Source organism: uncultured Caulobacter sp. (assembly GCF_937900395.1).
Classification (GTDB): Bacteria; Pseudomonadota; Alphaproteobacteria; order Caulobacterales; family Caulobacteraceae; genus Caulobacter.
Window position 1 is genome coordinate 1 of sequence record NZ_CALCDX010000184.1, and the last position, 17,615, is coordinate 17,615.

Genomic DNA, 17,615 nt, shown 5'->3' on the forward strand with positions numbered 1-17,615 from the left:
TCGCCCCCTCAGTCGCTCCGCGACAGCTCCCCCGCATCGCGGGGGAGCATCTAGAATAGCCCGCTAAGACGCCCGGATCTTCACGACCTTCGACGGACCCGTCTGACGCAAGGCCTCGACCAGCTCGAACAGCGCTTCGCGGATGCCGGCCTCGTCGCCGGCCTCGGCCAGGGCGTCGAGCGTTTCCAGCCGTTCGTCGGCGATCGGCGGGGCGGGCGACAGACGGACGGCCTCCATGATGCCCGGCGCCTTGGCGCGGGCGACCTCGTTCACGTCGACCAGGGTCTCGGTCAGCTTCTCGCCGGGGCGGAGGCCCGTGATCTTGATCTCGATGTCGCGGCCGGGAACCAGGCCCTGCAGCTCGATCATCCGCTTGGCCAGGTCGATAATCTTGACCGGCTCGCCCATCTCCAGGGTCAGCACGCCGTCCTCGTCGCCGTCCGAGGCGATCATCGACAGGGCCACGGCCCGCAGCACCAGCTGCACGGCCTCGGGGATGGTCATGAAGTAGCGTTCGACATTGGCGTCGGTCAGGGTGATCGGGCCGCCGCGGGCGATCTGGCTCTGGAAGATCGGCACGACCGAGCCGGCCGAACCCAGCACATTGCCGAACCGGACGATGCTGACGCGCATGTCGCCGCCGCCGCCGTACTGGCGGACCACGGCCTCGGCCACGCGCTTGGCCGCCCCCATGATGCTGGTCGGGGCCACGGCCTTGTCGGTGGAGATCAAGGCCAGGTGCGCCGCGCCGCAGGCCTTGGCCGCCACGGCGACGTTGCGGGTGCCCAGGACGTTGGTCCGCACGCCCTCGCACGGGTGGTTCTCGACCAGGGTCACGTGCTTCAGCGCCGCGGCGTGGAAGACGATGTCGGGCTTCAGCTCGGCGAAGACCCGCTCGACGCGGGCGGCGTCGCGGACGTCGCAGAGGATCTCGCGACGCGGCAGCAGCGGGTGGCGCTCGGCGATCTCGCGGTCGATGTGGAAGAGGTTGTATTCCGAGGCGTCGACCATGGTCAGGTGGGCGCAGCCGCTGGCGGCGATCTGGCGGCACAGCTCCGAGCCGATGCTGCCGCCGGCCCCGGTGACCAGCACCCGTCGGCCCCAGACCAGGGCGCGGATCGGCTCGGGATCGAGGCGCACGGGCGGGCGGCTCAGCAGCTCTTCCAGGCTGATCTCGCGCAGGATCGGGCCGCTGTCGGCGCCCGCGCCCATCTCGACCACGCCATGGCGGCGGAGAAGTCGGACGCCTTCGGTCTTCAGCCGGCCCAGGCGCTCGGCGCCGAAGGTGCTCATGGCGCTGTCGGTCAGGAACAGGATGGCCGAGGGCGGCAGGCCGCTATCGCGCAGGCGGGCCAGCACGCGGTCGAAGTCGGCGATCGCGCCCAGCACGCAGACGCCGCGCAGCTCGTCGCCGGTCTCGCGATCCGCGGGCGAGACCACGCCGATCGGGGTGTAGCGCTCGCCCAGGCCCGCCGGCGAGCGCAGGAAGGCCTCGGCCTCGGCCGCCGAGCCGACGATCAGCAGGCGGGGCAGGGCCGGGTGCATCGAGGCGGGGCCCAGGCGCAGGACCGAGTCCAGCAGCTGGCGCTCGTGCAGGCTGCGGCGGATGACGCGCAGGGCCGACAGGAAGGTGCCCTGGATCAGGGCGGCGCCGGCCACCGTGCGCAGGCCGCCGTCGATGCCGGGGTGGACCATGCGGGTGATGACCATGAAGGCCGCCGCCGTCAGCACGGCCGAGCGGAACAGGCGCAGGTGGTCGCTGGCCGAGACGAAGCGCCAGGGCGCGCGCTCGACCCGGAACACCAGCTCCACGATCAGGGCGCCCAGGGCGTAGTAGGTCGCCTGCAGCAGGGTGTCACCCGTGAAGGGCATGTCGATGACGAGGTAGCGACCGACCAGCAGGGCCAGGAAGGCCAAGAGGACATTGGTCGCGATCTTGCCGACATGTCCCATGAACGAACCTCTTGAGTAGCCGCGAGCCCGGGGCGGGAGCCCGGGAAGATTCGTGTCCAAGTAGCACGGCATTTCCGTGGCGTCGCCTTTTCAGCCCCGGCGGAGGGGCAGAACCTCCACCGTGTCGCCGGCTTGGGCGGCCGGCGCGCCGGGCCTGCGGCGCAGCAGGGCGTCGGCCTGGGCGAAGACGCCAATCAGCGACGAATCCTGGTCGGGGAAGGCGTCGGCGGTCAGTCGGCCCTCGGCGTCGACCGCCAGGCGCGCGCGCATCCAATGCTCGCGCGGGCCGGTGGCGGGCAACGGGGCGACCAGGCGCGCGGGGTTCAGGCGAACCTCGAAATCCGCGCCGGTCAGGGTCGCCAGCAGGGGCTTGAGGAACAGCTCGGCGCAGACCAGGGCCGAGGCCGGATTGCCCGGCAGGCCCAGAACGCGGCGACCGTCGGACAGCGTCCCGGACCAGGTCGGCTTGCCCGGTCGCAAGGCGACGGTCTCGACGACGAGTTCGAGGCCGAGCGTCTTCAGGGCCGGCTTGACCAGGTCGTGGTCGCCGACCGAGGCGCCGCCGATCGTGACGATCAGGTCGGCCTCGATGGGCGCGATGGCGGCGGCGATCGCGGCGGCGTCATCGGCCTGGGCGCTGAGTCGGAAGGCCTCGCCGCCCCAGGCCGCGATCAGGGCCGCCAGGCTGAACGAGCCGCTCTCGAAGATCTGATCCGGGCGGGGCGTCGCGCCGGGCGGGACCAACTCGTCGCCGGTCGCCAGGATCGCCACGCGCGGCCGCCGGGCGACGGGAACCTGCGCCAGCCCCGCCGAGGCGACCAGGGACAGGCGCCAGGGATCGATGACGGCGCCCGCTTCCAGCAGGACGTCGCCGTTGCGGAAGTCGCCGCCGGCGGCGCGGATATTGGCCTTGGGATCCTCGCCCGCCTCGAAGCGGACGATGTCGCCGTCGCGGGCGGCTTCCTCCTGGATGACGACGAGGTCGGCGCCGGCGGGAACCGGGGCGCCGGTGAAGATGCGGACGGCCTCGCCGGCCTGAACCGCGCGGGAGAAAGCCTTGCCCGCCGCGCTCTCGCCGACGACCGCGAAGGCCTTGCCGGGCGCATAGTCGGCCCGCCGGATCGCCCAGCCGTCCATGGCCGAGGCGTCGAACGGGGGCTGGGCGCGATCGGCGACCACGGGCGCGGCGAGGACGCGGCCCAGGCTCTGTTCGAGCGCGACCGTCTCGACGCCGAGGCGGCTGGCGCCGGCCAGCATGCGGGCGCGGGCGTCTTCGACGGCGAGGTTGCGGAGGAAGGGGGCGGTGGTCACGCAGTCATCCTCACGAAGTCCTTCTCCCCTTGCGGGAGAAGGTGGCGCGGAGCGCCGGATGAGGGGTTGAAAGGCCTGTCCGGACGACGGAGCGCGACCCCTCACCCGACCGCCTTCGGCGGTCACCCTCTCCCGCAGGGGGAGAGGGGGTTACGATTACCCCACGAACGCCCGCTCGATCACGAAGTCGCCGGGTTCGGCGTTGGAGCCTTCCTTCAGGCCCTGGGCCTCGAGCATCGCGGCGGTGTCCTTGATCATGGCCATCGAGCCGCACAGCATGGCGCGGTCGTGCTCGGGATCGAACTTGCCGCCCTCGATGCCGAGGTCGCTGAACAGCTTGCCGCTGGCGATCAGGTCGGTGAAGCGGCCCTGGCGCTCGAACGGCTCGCGGGTCACGGTCGGGTAGTAGGTCAGCTGGGCGCGGGCCTCGTCGCCGACCAGCGGGTCGTCGAAGATGTCGGCCGTGAAGAGGTCGCGATAGGCCAGCTCCTTCACCTCGCGCACGCCGTGGCAGACGATCACCCGCTCGAAGCGGCTGTAGGCGTCGGGGTCGCGGGCCACCGACAGCCAGGGCGCCAGGCCCGTGCCGGTGCCGAACAGGAAGAGGCGCTTGCCCGGGCGGACGGCGTCCAGCACCAGCGTGCCGGTCGGCTTCTTGCCCAGCAGGATCTCGTCGCCCTCCTGGATCTGCTGCAGACGCGAGGTCAGCGGGCCGTCCGGGACCTTGATCGAGAAGAACTCCAGCTCCTCGGCGAACGACGGCGAACCGATCGAATAGGCGCGCAGGATCGGCTTCTTTTCGCCCAGCTCTTCGCGCGGCGGCAGGCCGATCATCACGAACTCGCCCGAGCGGAAGCGGAAGCTGGCCGGGCGGGTGATGGCGAAGCTGAACAGGCGGTCGGTCCAGTGCTTCACCCAAAGCACCTTCTCGACGAAGTAGGGGGCGTCCTTCACGGGCGCGGTCGGAGCGGCGGGAGCGGCGGCCGTCATCTGAACTCTTCGGGATGGCGCGCGAAAAGCGCGGAAAAGAGAGCGGAAACCGCCGGATAGCTGATGGCGGCGCGTGTCTCATGGGAGCAAGGCCGACGTCCTGTCAATGACGGTTGTCTAATGCGGGCGCCCGAAAATCTCCGCTCTGGGGACGGCGGTCATGGTCGACGGCGAAGGCGCGGAATGTCCGGTTGTCTTCAGTCGTCGAGCCGACATTCAAGATGTGAATGAGATCGCGTCGCATCTCGTCTCGTCGACATGACAAGATTAACGGCGTTGACGACTGAAAGCGCGGTTTTCTCGACTTTGCTGAAAACGCCGGACCGCCTTTCCGAATGCGTCAAAAATGTGATTGCCGGTCCCCGAAACGAGGCGCAGACTTCCTTTTGCTTCGTTCGCGGAGCCAACGATACGGAGGAACGTATGCGGGTTTGGTTCGTAGGGGCCGCCGCGGCGGCCGGTCTAGTAGCGTTTGGTTTGGCTGGTTGCAGTGAGGGCGGCGCGAAGACGAAGGTCGCGCAGGCCAATCAGGTGGTCGTCGAGGCCACGCCGGTGACGGCGTCGGGCTGCGTCCGCCCGGTCGAGAACACCAATTGCCTCGTCGTGAAGGGCCGCGGTGGCGGCTACTATGACATCAGCAGCGCCAGCCCCGCGCCGGACCTGTCCAAGGGCGTGGCGATCTCGCTGCGCGGCAAGGACAGGGGCGTGAACACCCAGTGCGGTCGCCAGCTGACCGACGTGAAGTGGTCCTATCTCGGCATCCAATGCGGCGCGACCGCCCCGTCGACGGCCTCGACCGCCACGGACAAGGACGCCAAGGGCAAGACGGAGAAGGCGGGATAGGCGAAGGACGCTCTCTTCCCCGTGTCATCCCGGCCGTAGCGCGAAGCGCGTAACGCCGGGACCCCAGGGGCGGCGCGCACCGCGCTTTGTCACCCCCTGGGTCCCGGATAGCCTCTGCGAGGCTTCCGGGATGACACGGGTTGAGAGGCTGCGAGTCAGCTCTCGCCCGTCCCGGGATCTGTCTCCGTCTTCGGCGACTGGCTGCTGCCCGCCGCGCCGGGCGGCTCGGTCGCGGGACGCGGCGGCTGGCCTTCGGGCGAGTCGGCCCGCTGGTTCTCCTGCTCGACCTCCCGATTCGACGGGCGGCCTGAAGCGGAAGAGCCGGGGGAGGGCGGTTGGCTGTTGAACGTCGGCATGGCGGAAGAACGTCTGGCGGGGCGGTTCGATCCGGACCCGCCGAATACTCATAAGTTCCGCCTTCCTGGGCCTTGTGCCCAGGACCCATGTGTCAACCGCGCCGCGTTTCCGTTGTTTCTAGGCCTTTCGGCCGCGCGATCCGGGCGTCGCCGCGCTGGCCGCCGACATGGGTCCTCGCCACAAGGGCGAGGAAGGCGGGAATTTCGAGTTTCCAGGGGTTATGCCGGCCCAAATCCGCTTCCATCGCTCAATCCGCCGCGCGCCGCTTGCCCGCCGCATGCGACCCTGCTAAATGGCGCGGCTCTGGCGACAGAACATGGCGCGCCGAGGCCTTGGAGCCTTCCGGCGCGCTGTCTGTCTCTGGATGTCCGTCGGCCCGCAAGGGCGGTCGGTCCGCAGGAGTGTAGCTCAGCTGGTAGAGCATCGGTCTCCAAAACCGAGGGCCGGGGGTTCGAGTCCCTCCACTCCTGCCACTATATGTATCCGACGGGTCGCTCGACGGCCCGCTCGTCTAAGAAAGTCGTGAGCTTCAAGAGCATGGCCAGGAAACCGGGATCCAGCCCGTCCGCGATGAAGAACCGCGCCGCCAAGACGGCCGCGGCGATGTCGCCCGCCGGCGCCGCGACGGCCGCCGCCGCTCCCGCCGCCCCCAAGAAGCGCACCAGCCCGGTCCAGTTCTTCCGCGAAGTCCGCGCCGAAGCCCGCAAGATCACCTGGACCAGCCGCAAGGAGACCTGGATCACCTCGGTGATGGTCTTCATCATGGTGGTCATGGCGTCGCTGTTCTTCCTGGCGGTCGATGGCGGCCTGGGCTTTGCCGTGAACCAGCTTCTGAAGCTGGCCACCGCGAGATAAGATAGAGACGATGAGCACCGAAACCGCCTCGAACCCGAACCACAAGTGGTACATCGTCCACGCCTACTCGAACTTCGAGAAGAAGGTGGCCGAGAGCATCCGCGAGCAGGCCAAGAACCAGGGCCTGGAGGAGAACTTCTCCGAGATCCTGGTGCCGACCGAGGATGTCGTCGAGATCCGCCGCGGCCGTAAGGTCAACGCCGAGCGCAAGTTCTTCCCGGGCTACGTCCTGGTGAAGATGAACCTCTCGGACGAGGCCTACCACCTGATCAAGAACACCCCGAAGGTCACGGGCTTCCTGGGCAGCGGCTCCAAGCCGATGCCGGTCTCGGAAAAGGAAGTCCAGCGCATCATCGGCACGATCGAGGAGGGCGTCGCCGCTCCGAAGGCCGTGGTCCTGTACGAAGTGGGCGAGAACGTCCGCGTCACCGACGGCCCGTTCGCCAGCTTCAACGGCTCGGTCGAATATGTCGACGAGGAAAAGGCCCGCCTGCGCGTCACCGTCTCGATCTTCGGCCGCGCCACGCCGGTCGAGCTGGAATACAACCAAGTCGAAAAGATCGCTTAACGCGATCTGGCAGGTCGAAAAGATCGCCTAAGGGCGGTTCACCGGTCCGAAGCTTTTCAAAGCCCCGCGCTCGCAAGGCGCGGGGCTTTTGCTTTGCGCGGCGGGCGGAGTTATCCACAGGGGGTATCCGCGCGGAGACCGCCATGTCCAACCTCCTGGCCCCGGAAGATGACCGCCAGACCGCCGTCACCGAGTTCGAGGCCGGCCCGATCCGCGCCCGCGCCGAGGTCAGCGTGACTCCGGCGGGGCTGCTGGCGCTGGGGGCGATGATCAGCGGCATCCTGCTGTCGAGCGCCGCGATCGTCTGGGCGGCGCGGCGGCGGCGCTGAAGTTATCCACAGGGTGGTCCTTCTCCCCTTGCGGGAGAAGGTGGCCCGAAGGGCCGGATGAGGGGTTTTCCGGGCGCCGCCATGCGACCCCTCACCCGACCCGCTTCGCGGGCCACCCTCTCCCGCAAGGGGAGAGGGATATTCCCGTTCCTTTGCTCCGCGAAAACCGACGTTTCCGTTCTTCTACCGCCACTTACCGAAAAAATCCGCCCGTCCGTCCCCGGCGCTTCCCCCGGCCTCATGCTTTACCCCCATGAGCCAGACCGACACCCCCGCCGCCCGTTCGCCCCGCCAGTGGTGCGATGAGATGCAAGCCAAGCTGATGGCCGCCCTCGACGAGGCCTGGCGCATCGGGGAGTCCAGCGACGACCCCGCCGTCCAGGCCCGCGCCCGCGACAAGGCCCGGCTGTGCGGCCAGATGGCGGCCACGGCCCGCAAGATCGCCGCCATGTCCCCGCCGGAGAAACGCGGCAAGGCGGAGCCCGAGCACCCGCTGGACCTGATCCAGGATTTCGTTCGCCGCATGGACAAGGCGACGACGGCGGCGGAGGCCCAGGCGCGGGCGACGCAAGCCGCTCAGGCGGCGCAAGCGCCCGAACCTCAGCCCCGCGCGGCCCAGGCCGTGGTCATGCAGGCGGCGCTCCGCAAGCTGAAGCGACGATAACCGTCAGTCCACCGAATATTGATGACGCCATTCAATCTCCGCGCGTCTTGGGGTGTCAAAATCACGCGCGACGGTTGTTAACCTTAAGCTCTACGTCAGGAAGATTACTATCCACAGATAAATCTTGGGTAGAGTGGGCGAAATCTAGGCGCCTTCCTTTCCGTATGCCTAGCTTGACTTCTCAACCTCCGGGCGTCCGCCCGTTAGCAGGGAAGTTCGGCCATGTTCGTGAAGACTCTCACCTCGGGCGACGACGTCTATGCCGGCGACGAGGGCGCGCCGGACCTGGTCGATCTGGTCCATGGCGGGGCGGGCGATGACGACCTGTCGGGCGGCCAGGGCGACGACACCCTGAACGGCGAAGGCGACAACGATCTGCTGAGCGGCGGGGTGGGGAACGACATTCTGGACGGCGGCGCCGGCGACGACACGGCCGTCTTCTCCGGCGCGGCCGGCGACTATGTCTGGAGCGGCGACAGCCATTCGGCCACGATCACCGGCCCGGACGGAACCGACACTCTGATCGATGTCGAGCACCTGAAGTTCGGCGCGACCGTCATCAACCTCCCCGCGCCCAACACCGCGCCCACCGCGCCGGCCGACAGCGACACCGCGGCCAACACCGTCTCGGAAGGCGCGGCCAACGGGACCGTGGTCGCCGGCTTGGCCCTGTCCGCGAGCGATCCGGACGCCAGCCAGACCCTGACCTGGTCGCTGCTGGACGACGCTGGCGGGCGCTTCGCCATCGACGCCGCCACGGGCGTTGTCACCGTCGCCGACGGCTCCAAGCTGAACTTCGAGGCCGCCGCCTCGCATCAGGTCACCGTCCAGGTCAGCGGCGGGACGGCCGTATCGTCCGCGAGCTTCACCATCGCCGTGGCCAATGTCGCGCCAACCGCGCCGGCGGATTCGGACGCCGCGGCCAATTCGGTGACCGAAGGCTCGGCCGCCGGGACAGTGGTCTCGGGCCTGACGATCGGGGCGACCGATCCCAGCAGCGCCGTCACCTACAGCCTGTCCGACAACGCGGGCGGGCGCTTCGCGATCGACGCCGCCACGGGCGTGGTCACCGTCGCCGACGCTTCGAAGCTGAACTTCGAGACGGCAGCCTCGCATCAGATCACCGTGCAGGCCAGCGATGGAACGGCGTCGTCCCAGACCACCTTCACGATCCAGGTCGCCAATGTCGCCGCGGGCGCGCCGACGGACGGCGACGCCGCCGCCAACACCATCTCCGAGGCCGCCGCCAACGGGACGGCCGTGTCGGGTCTTTCGATCAACGCCGCCGATCCGAACGGGGGCGTGACCTACAGCCTGGTCGATGACGCGGGCGGCCGCTTCGCGATCAACGCCGCGACGGGCGTCGTCACGGTGGCCGACGCCAGCCTGATCGACTTCGACGCGGCGGCCTCGCACCAGATCACCGTGCGGGCGACCGACGACCAGGGCGCGACCGACGCCACCTTCGCCATCGACGTCGCCAACGCGCCGCCGTCGATCCCGACCGACGCCGACACGACCGCCAACCTGGTCTCGGAGGACGCCGCCAACGGCGCCCTGGTCGGGCTCACCGCCTCGGCCGTCGAGCCCAAGACCGGGACCGTCAGCTACAGCCTGTCGGACGACGCCGGCGGCCGCTTCGCCATCGACGCGGCGACCGGCGTGGTGACCGTCGCCGACGCCTCCAAGCTGAACTTCGAGGTCGCCTCCTCGCACCAGATCACCGTGCGGGCCACCGACGGCCAGGGCGTCTTCAGCAGCCAGACCTTCACGATCGCGATCGCCAACGTCGCCAACGGCGCGCCCCAGGACGGCGACAGCGCCGCCAACACCATCTCCGAAGGCGCGGTGAACGGCGACGCCGTCCAGGGCCTGTCGATCTCGGCGCCCGACATCAACGGCGGCCCGCTGGTCTACAGCCTGCTGGACGACGCGGGCGGCCGCTTCGCGATCAACGCCGCGACCGGCGTCGTCACGGTGGCCAACGCCAACCTGTTGAACTTCGAGGCGGCGACCTCGCACCAGATCGTCGTCCAGGCCGCCAGCGGCGCGGAGAAGGCCACGGCGAGCTTCACCATCGGCGTCCTCAACGCCGCCCCCGTCACGCCGTTCGACGCCAATCCGGCGGCCACCAGCGTGAGCGAGGCGCCCGCCAACGGCGCCGCCACCGGCCTGACCGTCTCGGCCCCCGACCCGCACGGCGGGACGGTGACCTACAGCCTGACCAACAACGCCGGCGGCCGCTTCGCCATCGACCCCACGACCGGCGTGGTCACGGTGCTGAACGGCGCGCTGCTGGACGCCGATCTCCAGGCCAGCCACACGATCACCGTCCAGGCTGCCGACGGCCTGCTGACCACCAGCGGCGACTTCGTCATCAGCCTGATCGACAAGATCGACAGCTACTGGACCGGCACCACGGCGGCCAACACCTACGCCGTCACCGCGACCGACGTGCAGGACTGGCAGTTGGACGGCCTGGCCGGCAACGACACCCTGACCGGCGGCGCCGGCGATGACGTCCTTATTGGCGGGGCGGGCGACGACATCCTGGCCGGCGGCGGCGGCAATGACACCTTCCTGGTCGCGGCCAGCGAGGGGACCGACACCTTCGACGGCGGCGCGGGCTACGACACGATCAAGGCCTCGGCCAGCAACGTCACCATCACCATCAAGTCGATGGCCGGCGTCGAGGCCTTCGCCCTGAACGGCTTCGTCAACGTCAACATCGCCGGCACCAGCGTCGCCGACACCCTGGACTTCACCAACGTCGCCATCCCGTGGACGCCGACCATCAGCATGGGCGCGGGCGCCGACGTGGTCTACGGCGCGTCCAGCGCCGACAACATCAAGGGCGAGGCGGGGAACGACGACCTGCGCGGCGGGGCCGGGAACGACATCCTGGACGGCGGCGCGGACGTCGACAGCCTCAGCGGCGGCGACGGAAACGACACCCTGATCGGCGGCGCTGGCAATGACAGCATGTCGGGCGGGAATGGCGACGACCTGTTCCTGATGGGCGTCAGCTCGGGCACGGATTGGGTCGAAGGCGACGCCGGCTACGACACCGTCCAAGCCACGGCCGACAACACGATCTTCAACTTCAGCATGCTGCGCGGCGTCGAGGTCCTCTCCAGCGGCGGCTTTGCGAATGTGAGCGTCACCGGGACCAGCGCCGCCGACATGCTGGACTTCGGCGGCTTCACCTTTGTCGGCGCGGTCGCCATCAGCGGCGGCGCGGGCAACGACATCATCTACGGCACGCTGGGCGATGAGATCATCCGCGGCGACGCCGGAGACGACTGGATCGTCGCCTATTCCGGGAACGACACGCTCGAGGGCGGAGACGGGGCGGACGGCCTCAACGGCGGCGATGGCAATGACACGCTGAACGGCGGCGCGGGCAACGACAGCCTGAGCGGCGGCAATGGCGACGACGTCTTCCTGGTCGGCCTGAACGCGGGCTTCGACAGCTTCGACGGCGGGCCGGGCGCCGACACGATCCAGGCCACGGCCGCCAACACCGTGATCGGCATGACCAGCATCGCGGGTATCGAGCTCATCTCGAACGGCGGGTTCGCCAATGTGACGATCTCGGGCTCCACGGGCGCCGACGGCCTGGACTTCACCAATGTGGTCCTCAGCCCCGCCATGACCGTCAACGGCCAGGCCGGCGACGACTCGATCGCGGGCTCCAATAACGCGGCCTATGTCGACACCATCAACGGCGGGGCCGGGAACGACACCATTCTGGGCCAGGCGGGCGCCGATGTGTTGGACGGCGGCGATGGCGCCGACACCGTCAACGGCGGCGAGGGGAACGACACCATCACCGGCGGCGCGGGCAACGATAGCCTGATCGGCGGCAATGGCGACGACCTGTTCCTGATCGGCCTCAGCGCCGGTTTCGACGCCTATGACGGGGGCGCCGGCTACGACACGATCCAGGCTTCCGCGGCGAACGCCGTGATCGGCGTCGCCAACGTCGCCTATGCGCTCGCGGGCATCGAGGCGTTCTCCAGCGGCGGCTTCGCCAATGTGACCATCGGCGGCAGCAGCACGGCCGACGGCCTGGACTTCACCAACGTCGTCAGCACGGGCGGGCTGCTGATCACCGGTCTGGGCGGCGACGACATCATCACCGGCTCGAACAACGCCGCCAATATCGACAACATCAATGGCGGCGCCGGCGCCGACACGCTCTACGGCCTGGCGGGCGACGACCTGCTGGATGGCGGAGCCGACAACGACGACATTCGCGGCGGCGACGGCAATGACACGATCACCGGCGGGACGGGCAACGACAGCCTGTCGGGCGGGAATGGCGACGACGTCTTCCTGATCGGCGCCAGCGCCGGCTCGGACGCCTTCGACGGCGGCGCCGGCTTCGACGAGATCCGCGCCACCGCCAACAATGTCGCCATCAGCTTTAGCAGTCTGGCGGGCATTGAGGCCATCTCGGCGAACGGCTTCACCGGCGTGACCATCGCCGGCAGCAGCGGCGCCGACAACCTCAACTTCCAGGGCATCCAGATCAACGGCCTGGCGATCAACGCCGGCGCCGGCGACGACGTGATCACCGGCACCAACAATGCGGACGTCATCAGCGGCGGGACGGGCAACGACACGATCTACGGCCTCGACGGCGCCGACGTCATCGACGGCGGGACGGGCGCGGACAGCATGTTCGGCGGCGCGGGCGACGACACCTTCCTGGTCAGCGCCGACCCGGTCTACTCCGACGTCTTCGATGGCGGCGCGGGCGTCGACACCGTCCAGGCGGTCGGCAATAACGTCGTCATCAGCATAGCCGGAATGACCTCCATCGAGGTCTTTTCCAGCGGCGGCTTCAGCAATGTCACCGTCGGCGGAACGACCGGCGCCGACAACTTGGACTTCACGGGCAAGACCTTCGTCGGCTCGATCGTGCTCAACGGCCTGGCCGGCAACGACACGATCACCGGTTCGGCGGGCGCGGACGTGATCAAGGGCGACGCCGGAACCGACACCCTGAACGGGGGCGACGGCGACGACATCCTCGACGGCGGCGCCGACGTGGACGTCCTGAACGGAGGCGCCGGCAACGACGTTCTGCTGCTGGCGCCCGGCACCGGCTATGACACCTACAACGGCGGCGACGGCTTCGACGAGATCCGCTCCACCGGCGCCACGACCATCGCCTGGGCCGGCATCTCCGGCATCGAGAAGATCAGCGGCGGCGGCTTCGCCAATGTGCGGATTACGACGCAGTTCGCCGGTCTCGCGTGGAACATCGACTTCACGTCGTACCAGCTGGAGGGGATCGCCATGATCCTGGGCGGCACCGCCGCCGACACCATCACGGGCAGCCAAGGCAACGACGTGATCTACGGCGCCTACGGCCCCGATATTCTCAACGGCGGGCTGGGTGACGACACCTTCATCTATTACTCCAGCGACGACGTCTATGCCGACACCCTCGACGGCGGCGCCGGCTGGGACAAGCTGGAGGCCCAGGCCGCCGGCTCGATCATCACGGTCGCCTCGATGACCAGCATCGAGGAGATCTCGACCGGCGGCTTCGCCAACGTCACCCTGATGTCCACCAATGTGGCCGACACGATCGACCTGCGGAACGTGCAGGTCAGCGGCGCGCTCAGCGCGATCAACCTGCGCGGCGGCAACGACGTCTTCTACGGTTCGTCGGGTGCGGACGTCGTTGACGGCGGTGGCGGCAACGACACCATCTACACCGGCGATGGCGACGACATCATCCGCGTGACCTTCGGCAACGGCGTGGACATGGTCGACGGCGGCGCCGGCTACGACAAGATCGTCTATGGCGGCGGGGGCGCCGTCGACATTCCCTTCAACTTCGTGGGAATCGAAGAGGTCACGGGGTCTCAGCAGACCTTCGTGGATATCGTCGGCACCGCCGCCGATGACTTCATTGACATGCGCGGCCTGGTCCTGACCTACATTCACCAGATCGACGGCGACGCTGGCGCCGACACGATCCACGGGTCCGCCGGCGCCGACACGATCTTCGGTGGGGCGGGCAATGACGAGCTCTTCGGCGAGGACGGCGACGACATATTCGTGTTCGGCGGGGAGGCCGGCGCCGACGTGGTCCATGGCGGCGCCGGATACGACACGCTGGCGGGGATCGGGCAGATCTCGGTCAGCGCCTTTGATGGCATCGAAGCGATCAAGTGGACGGGCACCGACAGTTCATCCTATGGCGTCAAGGTCTTCGGCGACGACAACGCCAACACGTTCGACCTGACCAATGTCACCACCACCCGCGTCTACTACTTCTCTCTGAAGGGCGGGGACGACACCTTCATCGGCTCGGCCTCCGGGGAATACATCTTCAGCGGCGTGGGCGCCGACACCCTGACCGGCGGGGGCGGCGCGGACAAGTTCGCCTACTGGCAGGCCCCGGAGGCCGCCGGCGACATCATCGTCGATTTCACCATCGGCGAGGATAAGATCGACGTGTCGCTGATCGACGCCGTGCCGGTCGGGGCCAGCGGCGGCGATGACCCCTTCAAGTTCCTCGGGACCGGCGGCTTCACCAATGTCCAGGGGCAGTTGCGCTACAGCGTGGTCTCCGATGGCGTGATCGTCTCGGGCGACACCAACGGCGACGGCGTGGCGGAATTCAACATCAAGGTGCTGGGCGTCTCGTCGCTGGCCGCTTCGGACTTCGTGCTCTAGCGGGCGGGCCCCTCGCCGCCCGCGATGGGCGGGGAGGGGCCGTTCACGCCGGACGGGAACGCCTACGCCGCGGCGAAGGTTGTGCTCGGGTGCGCATCGCCACCCTGAACATCAACAACATCCTGAGCCGCTTCGATCCGCTGATCGAGTGGCTGGACGACGCCGCGCCGGACGTGGCGTGCCTGCAGGAGCTGAAGACCGAGCAGGGACGTTTTCCCAGCGAGGCGCTGGAGCAGCTGGGCTACCACGCCGTCTGGGCGGGCCAGAGGACCTGGAACGGCGTGGCGATCCTGGCGCGCGGCGCGACTCCGGTCCTCACCCGCGTCGGCCTGCCCGGCGATCCCGACCCCAGCCAGGCGCGCTACATCGAGGCGGCGGTGAACGGCGTCTTGATCGGCTGCCTCTACCTGCCCAACGGCAATCCGGCGCCCGGCCCGAAGTTCGACTACAAGCTGGCCTGGTTCGAGGCGCTGATCCGCCACGCCCGGACCCTGATGGACTCCGGCGCCCCGGTGGTGCTGGCCGGCGACTACAACGTCGTGCCGACCGAGGCCGACATCTATCCCAACCACTCGTATGGCGGCGACGCCCTGCTGCGCCCCGAAAGCCGCGCGGCGTTCCAGCGGCTGCTGGCCCAGGGCTGGACCGACGCCCTGCGCGCCGTCCACCCCGACGACGCGCCCTGGACCTACTGGTCCTACCTTCGCCAGCGTTGGCCCAACGACAAGGGCCTGCGCATCGACCATCTGCTGCTGTCGCCCGACCTGGCCGAGGACCTCGTGGACGCCGGCGCCGACCGCTGGGTCCGAGGCCTGGACGGCGCCAGCGACCACGCTCCGGCGTGGGTGGAGTTGGCGCGTTAAAACACAGCCGTCATTCTCGCCCTTGTGGCGAGAACCCCTGGATCAGCCGGCACGTGAGACGCCAGCGAACCGCCAGCGGTTCGCCCCTCCAGCACCTGCGGCGGATAGAGGGGTTCCCGCCACAAGGGCGGGAATGACGGTGGTGATGAATAGGGCCGGAGTGAGCGCCCCTTCTCCCCGGAGAAGGAGCTATCCTTACAGCCCCGCACGCTCCAGCCTCCAAGAGATGTAAGGACGGGCCCGACCTGGGGAGGTCGGGCTCATGAACCCCTCTCCCAGCGGGAGAGGGCGGGGCCCGCCGCGAAGCGGTGGGAGGGTGAGGGGTTACGATGCCCGACGGCGTGCCGGCGCTCCGTCCGACGCCGTAACCTCTCACCCCAACCCTCTCCCTATGGAAGAGGGAGGTACGTTTGGTTTCGACCCTGGTCGGACGCCAAACGGAATCCCTCTCTCATGGAGAGAGGGAGGGGCCCACGCCGCAGGCGTGGGAGGGTGAGTGGGTAGAAACTCTCCGGACTGGGCAGTGACGATAAGGCGGCCGAACGGCTCGGGGAACGGATCTAGCTCAGTAACCACTCACCCTCCCACCGCTTCGCGGCGGGCCCCTCCCTCTCTCTAAGAGAGAGGGATTTCAACGCGTCCGCTTTCCACCCGTTGCAGACCTTGGAGCTTAGCGGCAGGTTCATAGCATGAGCGAAGAAGCACCCGACTTCGGGGATGATTGGCAGGGCCAGTCCTTAGACGCGGTTCATCAGTTTGGATTGGCCTTAAAGCGCCTGCACCAAACGAACCCGTGGCCTGACCTTCCGCTGCTTCCCAGCGCGATAAATCACCTGATGACGGAACTCTGGGACCTGGGCTTCACCCAGACTGAAATCCGAAAAGCGTTCGAGGAGGCGGTGGCCGACATGCCGCGCTACGCTGCTGGCGAGAACCCGTAGAGTCGGTTCCCCACCCTTCTCGGAACTTAGAGGCGTCGGCTACCGACCACTCCCCACTACCCCATCCCCCTAGACTCCGTCCCCCCCGCCTGCTACACGCCCCGCCTCGCTCCCGGACCCCGCGTCCTGGGGCGCGCTTGTCGTTTGGGCTCACGCCACCCGGCGAGATCAAATCCGTGGAAGGGTCGCCAAGCCCGCACCACGGCTCACCAGCGAGGGCTCTCGCCCTCACGAGAGGATAGTATGGCTAAGAAGATCCTGGGCTACATCAAGCTCCAGGTGAAGGCTGGCTCGGCCACGCCTTCGCCCCCCATCGGCCCGGCTCTGGGTCAGCGCGGCGTCAACATCATGGGCTTCTGTAAGGAGTTCAACGCGCGCACCGAGAACGTCGAAAAGGGCACCCCCCTGCCGACCGTCATCACGGTCTATCAGGACAAGTCGTTCACCTTCGTCACCAAGACGCCCCCGGCCACCTTCTATCTGAAGCAAGCCGCCAAGATCCAATCGGGCGCCAAGCTGACCGGTCGCGAGACCGTCGGCTCGATCTCGCGCACGCAGCTGCGTGAAATCGCCGAGAAGAAGATGAAGGACCTGAACGCCAACGATATCGAGGCCGCGGCCCGCATCATCGAAGGCTCCGCCAAGGCCATGGGCCTGAAGATCGTGGAGGCCTAAGAGTCATGGCTAAGCAACCCAAGCGCATCAAGGCCTGGACCGGCGATCGCGACGCGACGCACGCCCTGGAAGCCGCCATCAAGCTGGTCAAGGAAAACGCCAAGGCCAAGTTCGACGAGACCATCGAGATCTCGGTGAACCTGGGCGTCGACCCGCGTCACGCCGACCAACAGGTCCGCGGCGTCGTGAACCTGCCCTCGGGCACCGGCCGTGACGTCCGCGTCGCCGTGTTCGCCAAGGACGCCAAGGCGGCCGAAGCCACCGCGGCCGGCGCCGAGCACGTCGGCGCCGAGGATCTGTACGAAAAGATCAACGGCGGCTTCATGGACTTCGATCGCGTCATCGCGACCCCGGACATGATGGCCCTCGTCGGTCGCCTCGGTAAGGTGCTGGGCCCGCGCGGCCTGATGCCGAACCCGAAGGTCGGCACCGTGACCCCGAACGTCGGCCAAGCCGTGAAGGACGCCAAGGGCGGCGCCGTCGAGTTCCGCGTCGAAAAGGCCGGTATCGTTCACGCCGGCATCGGCAAGGCCTCGTTCACCGAGGACGCGCTGCTGGTCAACGTCA

General features: G+C 68.4%; 12 protein-coding genes, 1 tRNA gene and 2 pseudogenes. 10 read left to right on the forward strand and 5 right to left on the reverse strand.

Annotated elements, in window-relative coordinates; translation table 11 throughout:
• Positions 1 to 63 precede the first annotated feature (63 nt).
• From Q0379_RS15950 to Q0379_RS15960, 3 genes are all read right to left on the reverse strand, one after another.
• Positions 64 to 1,953, reverse strand: a complete 1,890-nt coding sequence (locus Q0379_RS15950; RefSeq protein ID WP_299010917.1) for a nucleoside-diphosphate sugar epimerase/dehydratase — start codon at positions 1,951 to 1,953, stop codon at positions 64 to 66.
• A 90-nt stretch (positions 1,954 to 2,043) separates the two neighbouring features.
• Positions 2,044 to 3,264 carry a gephyrin-like molybdotransferase Glp gene (glp, locus tag Q0379_RS15955; protein WP_299010920.1) on the reverse strand — a complete coding sequence of 407 codons (1,221 nt, stop codon included), beginning with the start codon at positions 3,262 to 3,264 and terminating at the stop codon, positions 2,044 to 2,046.
• Between the two features lie 156 nt (positions 3,265 to 3,420).
• Positions 3,421 to 4,254, reverse strand: a complete 834-nt coding sequence (locus Q0379_RS15960) for a ferredoxin--NADP reductase (protein ID WP_299010923.1) — start codon at positions 4,252 to 4,254, stop codon at positions 3,421 to 3,423.
• 423 nt (positions 4,255 to 4,677) lie between these two features.
• Here Q0379_RS15960 and Q0379_RS15965 point away from each other — a divergent pair, with 423 nt between their 5' ends.
• The 8 genes from Q0379_RS15965 (at position 4,678) to Q0379_RS16005 (ending at position 15,432) form a co-directional block, all read left to right on the forward strand.
• The gene (locus Q0379_RS15965; protein ID WP_299010926.1) at positions 4,678 to 5,097 is read left to right on the forward strand and encodes a hypothetical protein; all 420 of its coding nucleotides are present in this window, start codon (positions 4,678 to 4,680) and stop codon (positions 5,095 to 5,097) included.
• Positions 5,098 to 5,851: 754 nt separating this feature from the next.
• Positions 5,852 to 5,927: transfer RNA gene (locus Q0379_RS15975), tRNA-Trp, on the forward strand.
• Positions 5,928 to 5,991: 64 nt separating this feature from the next.
• Positions 5,992 to 6,309, forward strand: coding sequence for a preprotein translocase subunit SecE (gene secE / locus Q0379_RS15980; RefSeq protein WP_299010932.1), 318 nt, complete (start codon positions 5,992 to 5,994; stop codon positions 6,307 to 6,309).
• Between the two features lie 10 nt (positions 6,310 to 6,319).
• Positions 6,320 to 6,877, forward strand: coding sequence for a transcription termination/antitermination protein NusG (gene nusG, locus Q0379_RS15985; protein WP_010921038.1), 558 nt, complete (start codon positions 6,320 to 6,322; stop codon positions 6,875 to 6,877).
• 143 nt (positions 6,878 to 7,020) lie between these two features.
• The gene (locus tag Q0379_RS15990) at positions 7,021 to 7,206 is read left to right on the forward strand and encodes a hypothetical protein (protein WP_299010948.1); all 186 of its coding nucleotides are present in this window, start codon (positions 7,021 to 7,023) and stop codon (positions 7,204 to 7,206) included.
• A gap of 253 nt (positions 7,207 to 7,459) precedes the next feature.
• On the forward strand, positions 7,460 to 7,870 hold the full coding sequence (locus tag Q0379_RS15995; RefSeq protein WP_299010950.1) for a hypothetical protein: 411 nt from the start codon (positions 7,460 to 7,462) through the stop codon (positions 7,868 to 7,870).
• 222 nt (positions 7,871 to 8,092) lie between these two features.
• Positions 8,093 to 14,569: a cadherin domain-containing protein gene (locus Q0379_RS16000; RefSeq protein WP_299010953.1), complete on the forward strand. Its 6,477-nt coding sequence runs from the start codon at positions 8,093 to 8,095 to the stop codon at positions 14,567 to 14,569.
• 89 nt (positions 14,570 to 14,658) lie between these two features.
• Entirely contained in the window at positions 14,659 to 15,432 is a 774-nt protein-coding gene (locus Q0379_RS16005) for an exodeoxyribonuclease III (protein WP_299010956.1), read from the forward strand.
• An 8-nt stretch (positions 15,433 to 15,440) separates the two neighbouring features.
• Here Q0379_RS16005 and Q0379_RS16010 read toward each other — a convergent pair.
• Both Q0379_RS16010 and Q0379_RS16015 read right to left on the reverse strand, forming a co-directional pair.
• Positions 15,441 to 15,572: pseudogene (locus Q0379_RS16010) on the reverse strand (hypothetical protein); the annotation flags it as partial.
• A gap of 125 nt (positions 15,573 to 15,697) precedes the next feature.
• Positions 15,698 to 15,808, reverse strand: a pseudogene (locus Q0379_RS16015) (hypothetical protein); the annotation flags it as partial.
• Positions 15,809 to 16,616: 808 nt separating this feature from the next.
• On the opposite strand from Q0379_RS16015, the gene rplK reads away from it, so the two are divergent.
• Both rplK and rplA read left to right on the forward strand, forming a co-directional pair.
• Positions 16,617 to 17,048 (forward strand): 50S ribosomal protein L11, encoded by a 432-nt coding sequence (gene rplK, locus Q0379_RS16020; RefSeq protein WP_099538152.1) that lies wholly within the window; start codon positions 16,617 to 16,619, stop codon positions 17,046 to 17,048.
• 5 nt (positions 17,049 to 17,053) lie between these two features.
• Positions 17,054 to 17,615: 50S ribosomal protein L1 (gene rplA / locus Q0379_RS16025; protein ID WP_299010963.1), on the forward strand; the 562-nt coding region annotated here is incomplete at its 3' end.

What these genes read in the sequence shown, in the direction of transcription:
- Q0379_RS15950 (WP_299010917.1), bottom strand. Translation starts at nt 1,953, where the DNA reads ATGGGACATGTCGGCAAGATCGCGACCAATGTCCTCTTGGCCTTCCTG.
- Q0379_RS15960 (WP_299010923.1), bottom strand. Translation starts at nt 4,254, where the DNA reads ATGACGGCCGCCGCTCCCGCCGCTCCGACCGCGCCCGTGAAGGACGCC.
- Q0379_RS15990 (WP_299010948.1), top strand. Translation starts at nt 7,021, where the DNA reads ATGTCCAACCTCCTGGCCCCGGAAGATGACCGCCAGACCGCCGTCACC.
- Q0379_RS15995 (WP_299010950.1), top strand. Translation starts at nt 7,460, where the DNA reads ATGAGCCAGACCGACACCCCCGCCGCCCGTTCGCCCCGCCAGTGGTGC.
- rplK (WP_099538152.1), top strand. Translation starts at nt 16,617, where the DNA reads ATGGCTAAGAAGATCCTGGGCTACATCAAGCTCCAGGTGAAGGCTGGC.
- Q0379_RS15965 (WP_299010926.1), top strand. Translation starts at nt 4,678, where the DNA reads ATGCGGGTTTGGTTCGTAGGGGCCGCCGCGGCGGCCGGTCTAGTAGCG.
- nusG (WP_010921038.1), top strand. Translation starts at nt 6,320, where the DNA reads ATGAGCACCGAAACCGCCTCGAACCCGAACCACAAGTGGTACATCGTC.
- secE (WP_299010932.1), top strand. Translation starts at nt 5,992, where the DNA reads ATGGCCAGGAAACCGGGATCCAGCCCGTCCGCGATGAAGAACCGCGCC.
- Q0379_RS16000 (WP_299010953.1), top strand. Translation starts at nt 8,093, where the DNA reads ATGTTCGTGAAGACTCTCACCTCGGGCGACGACGTCTATGCCGGCGAC.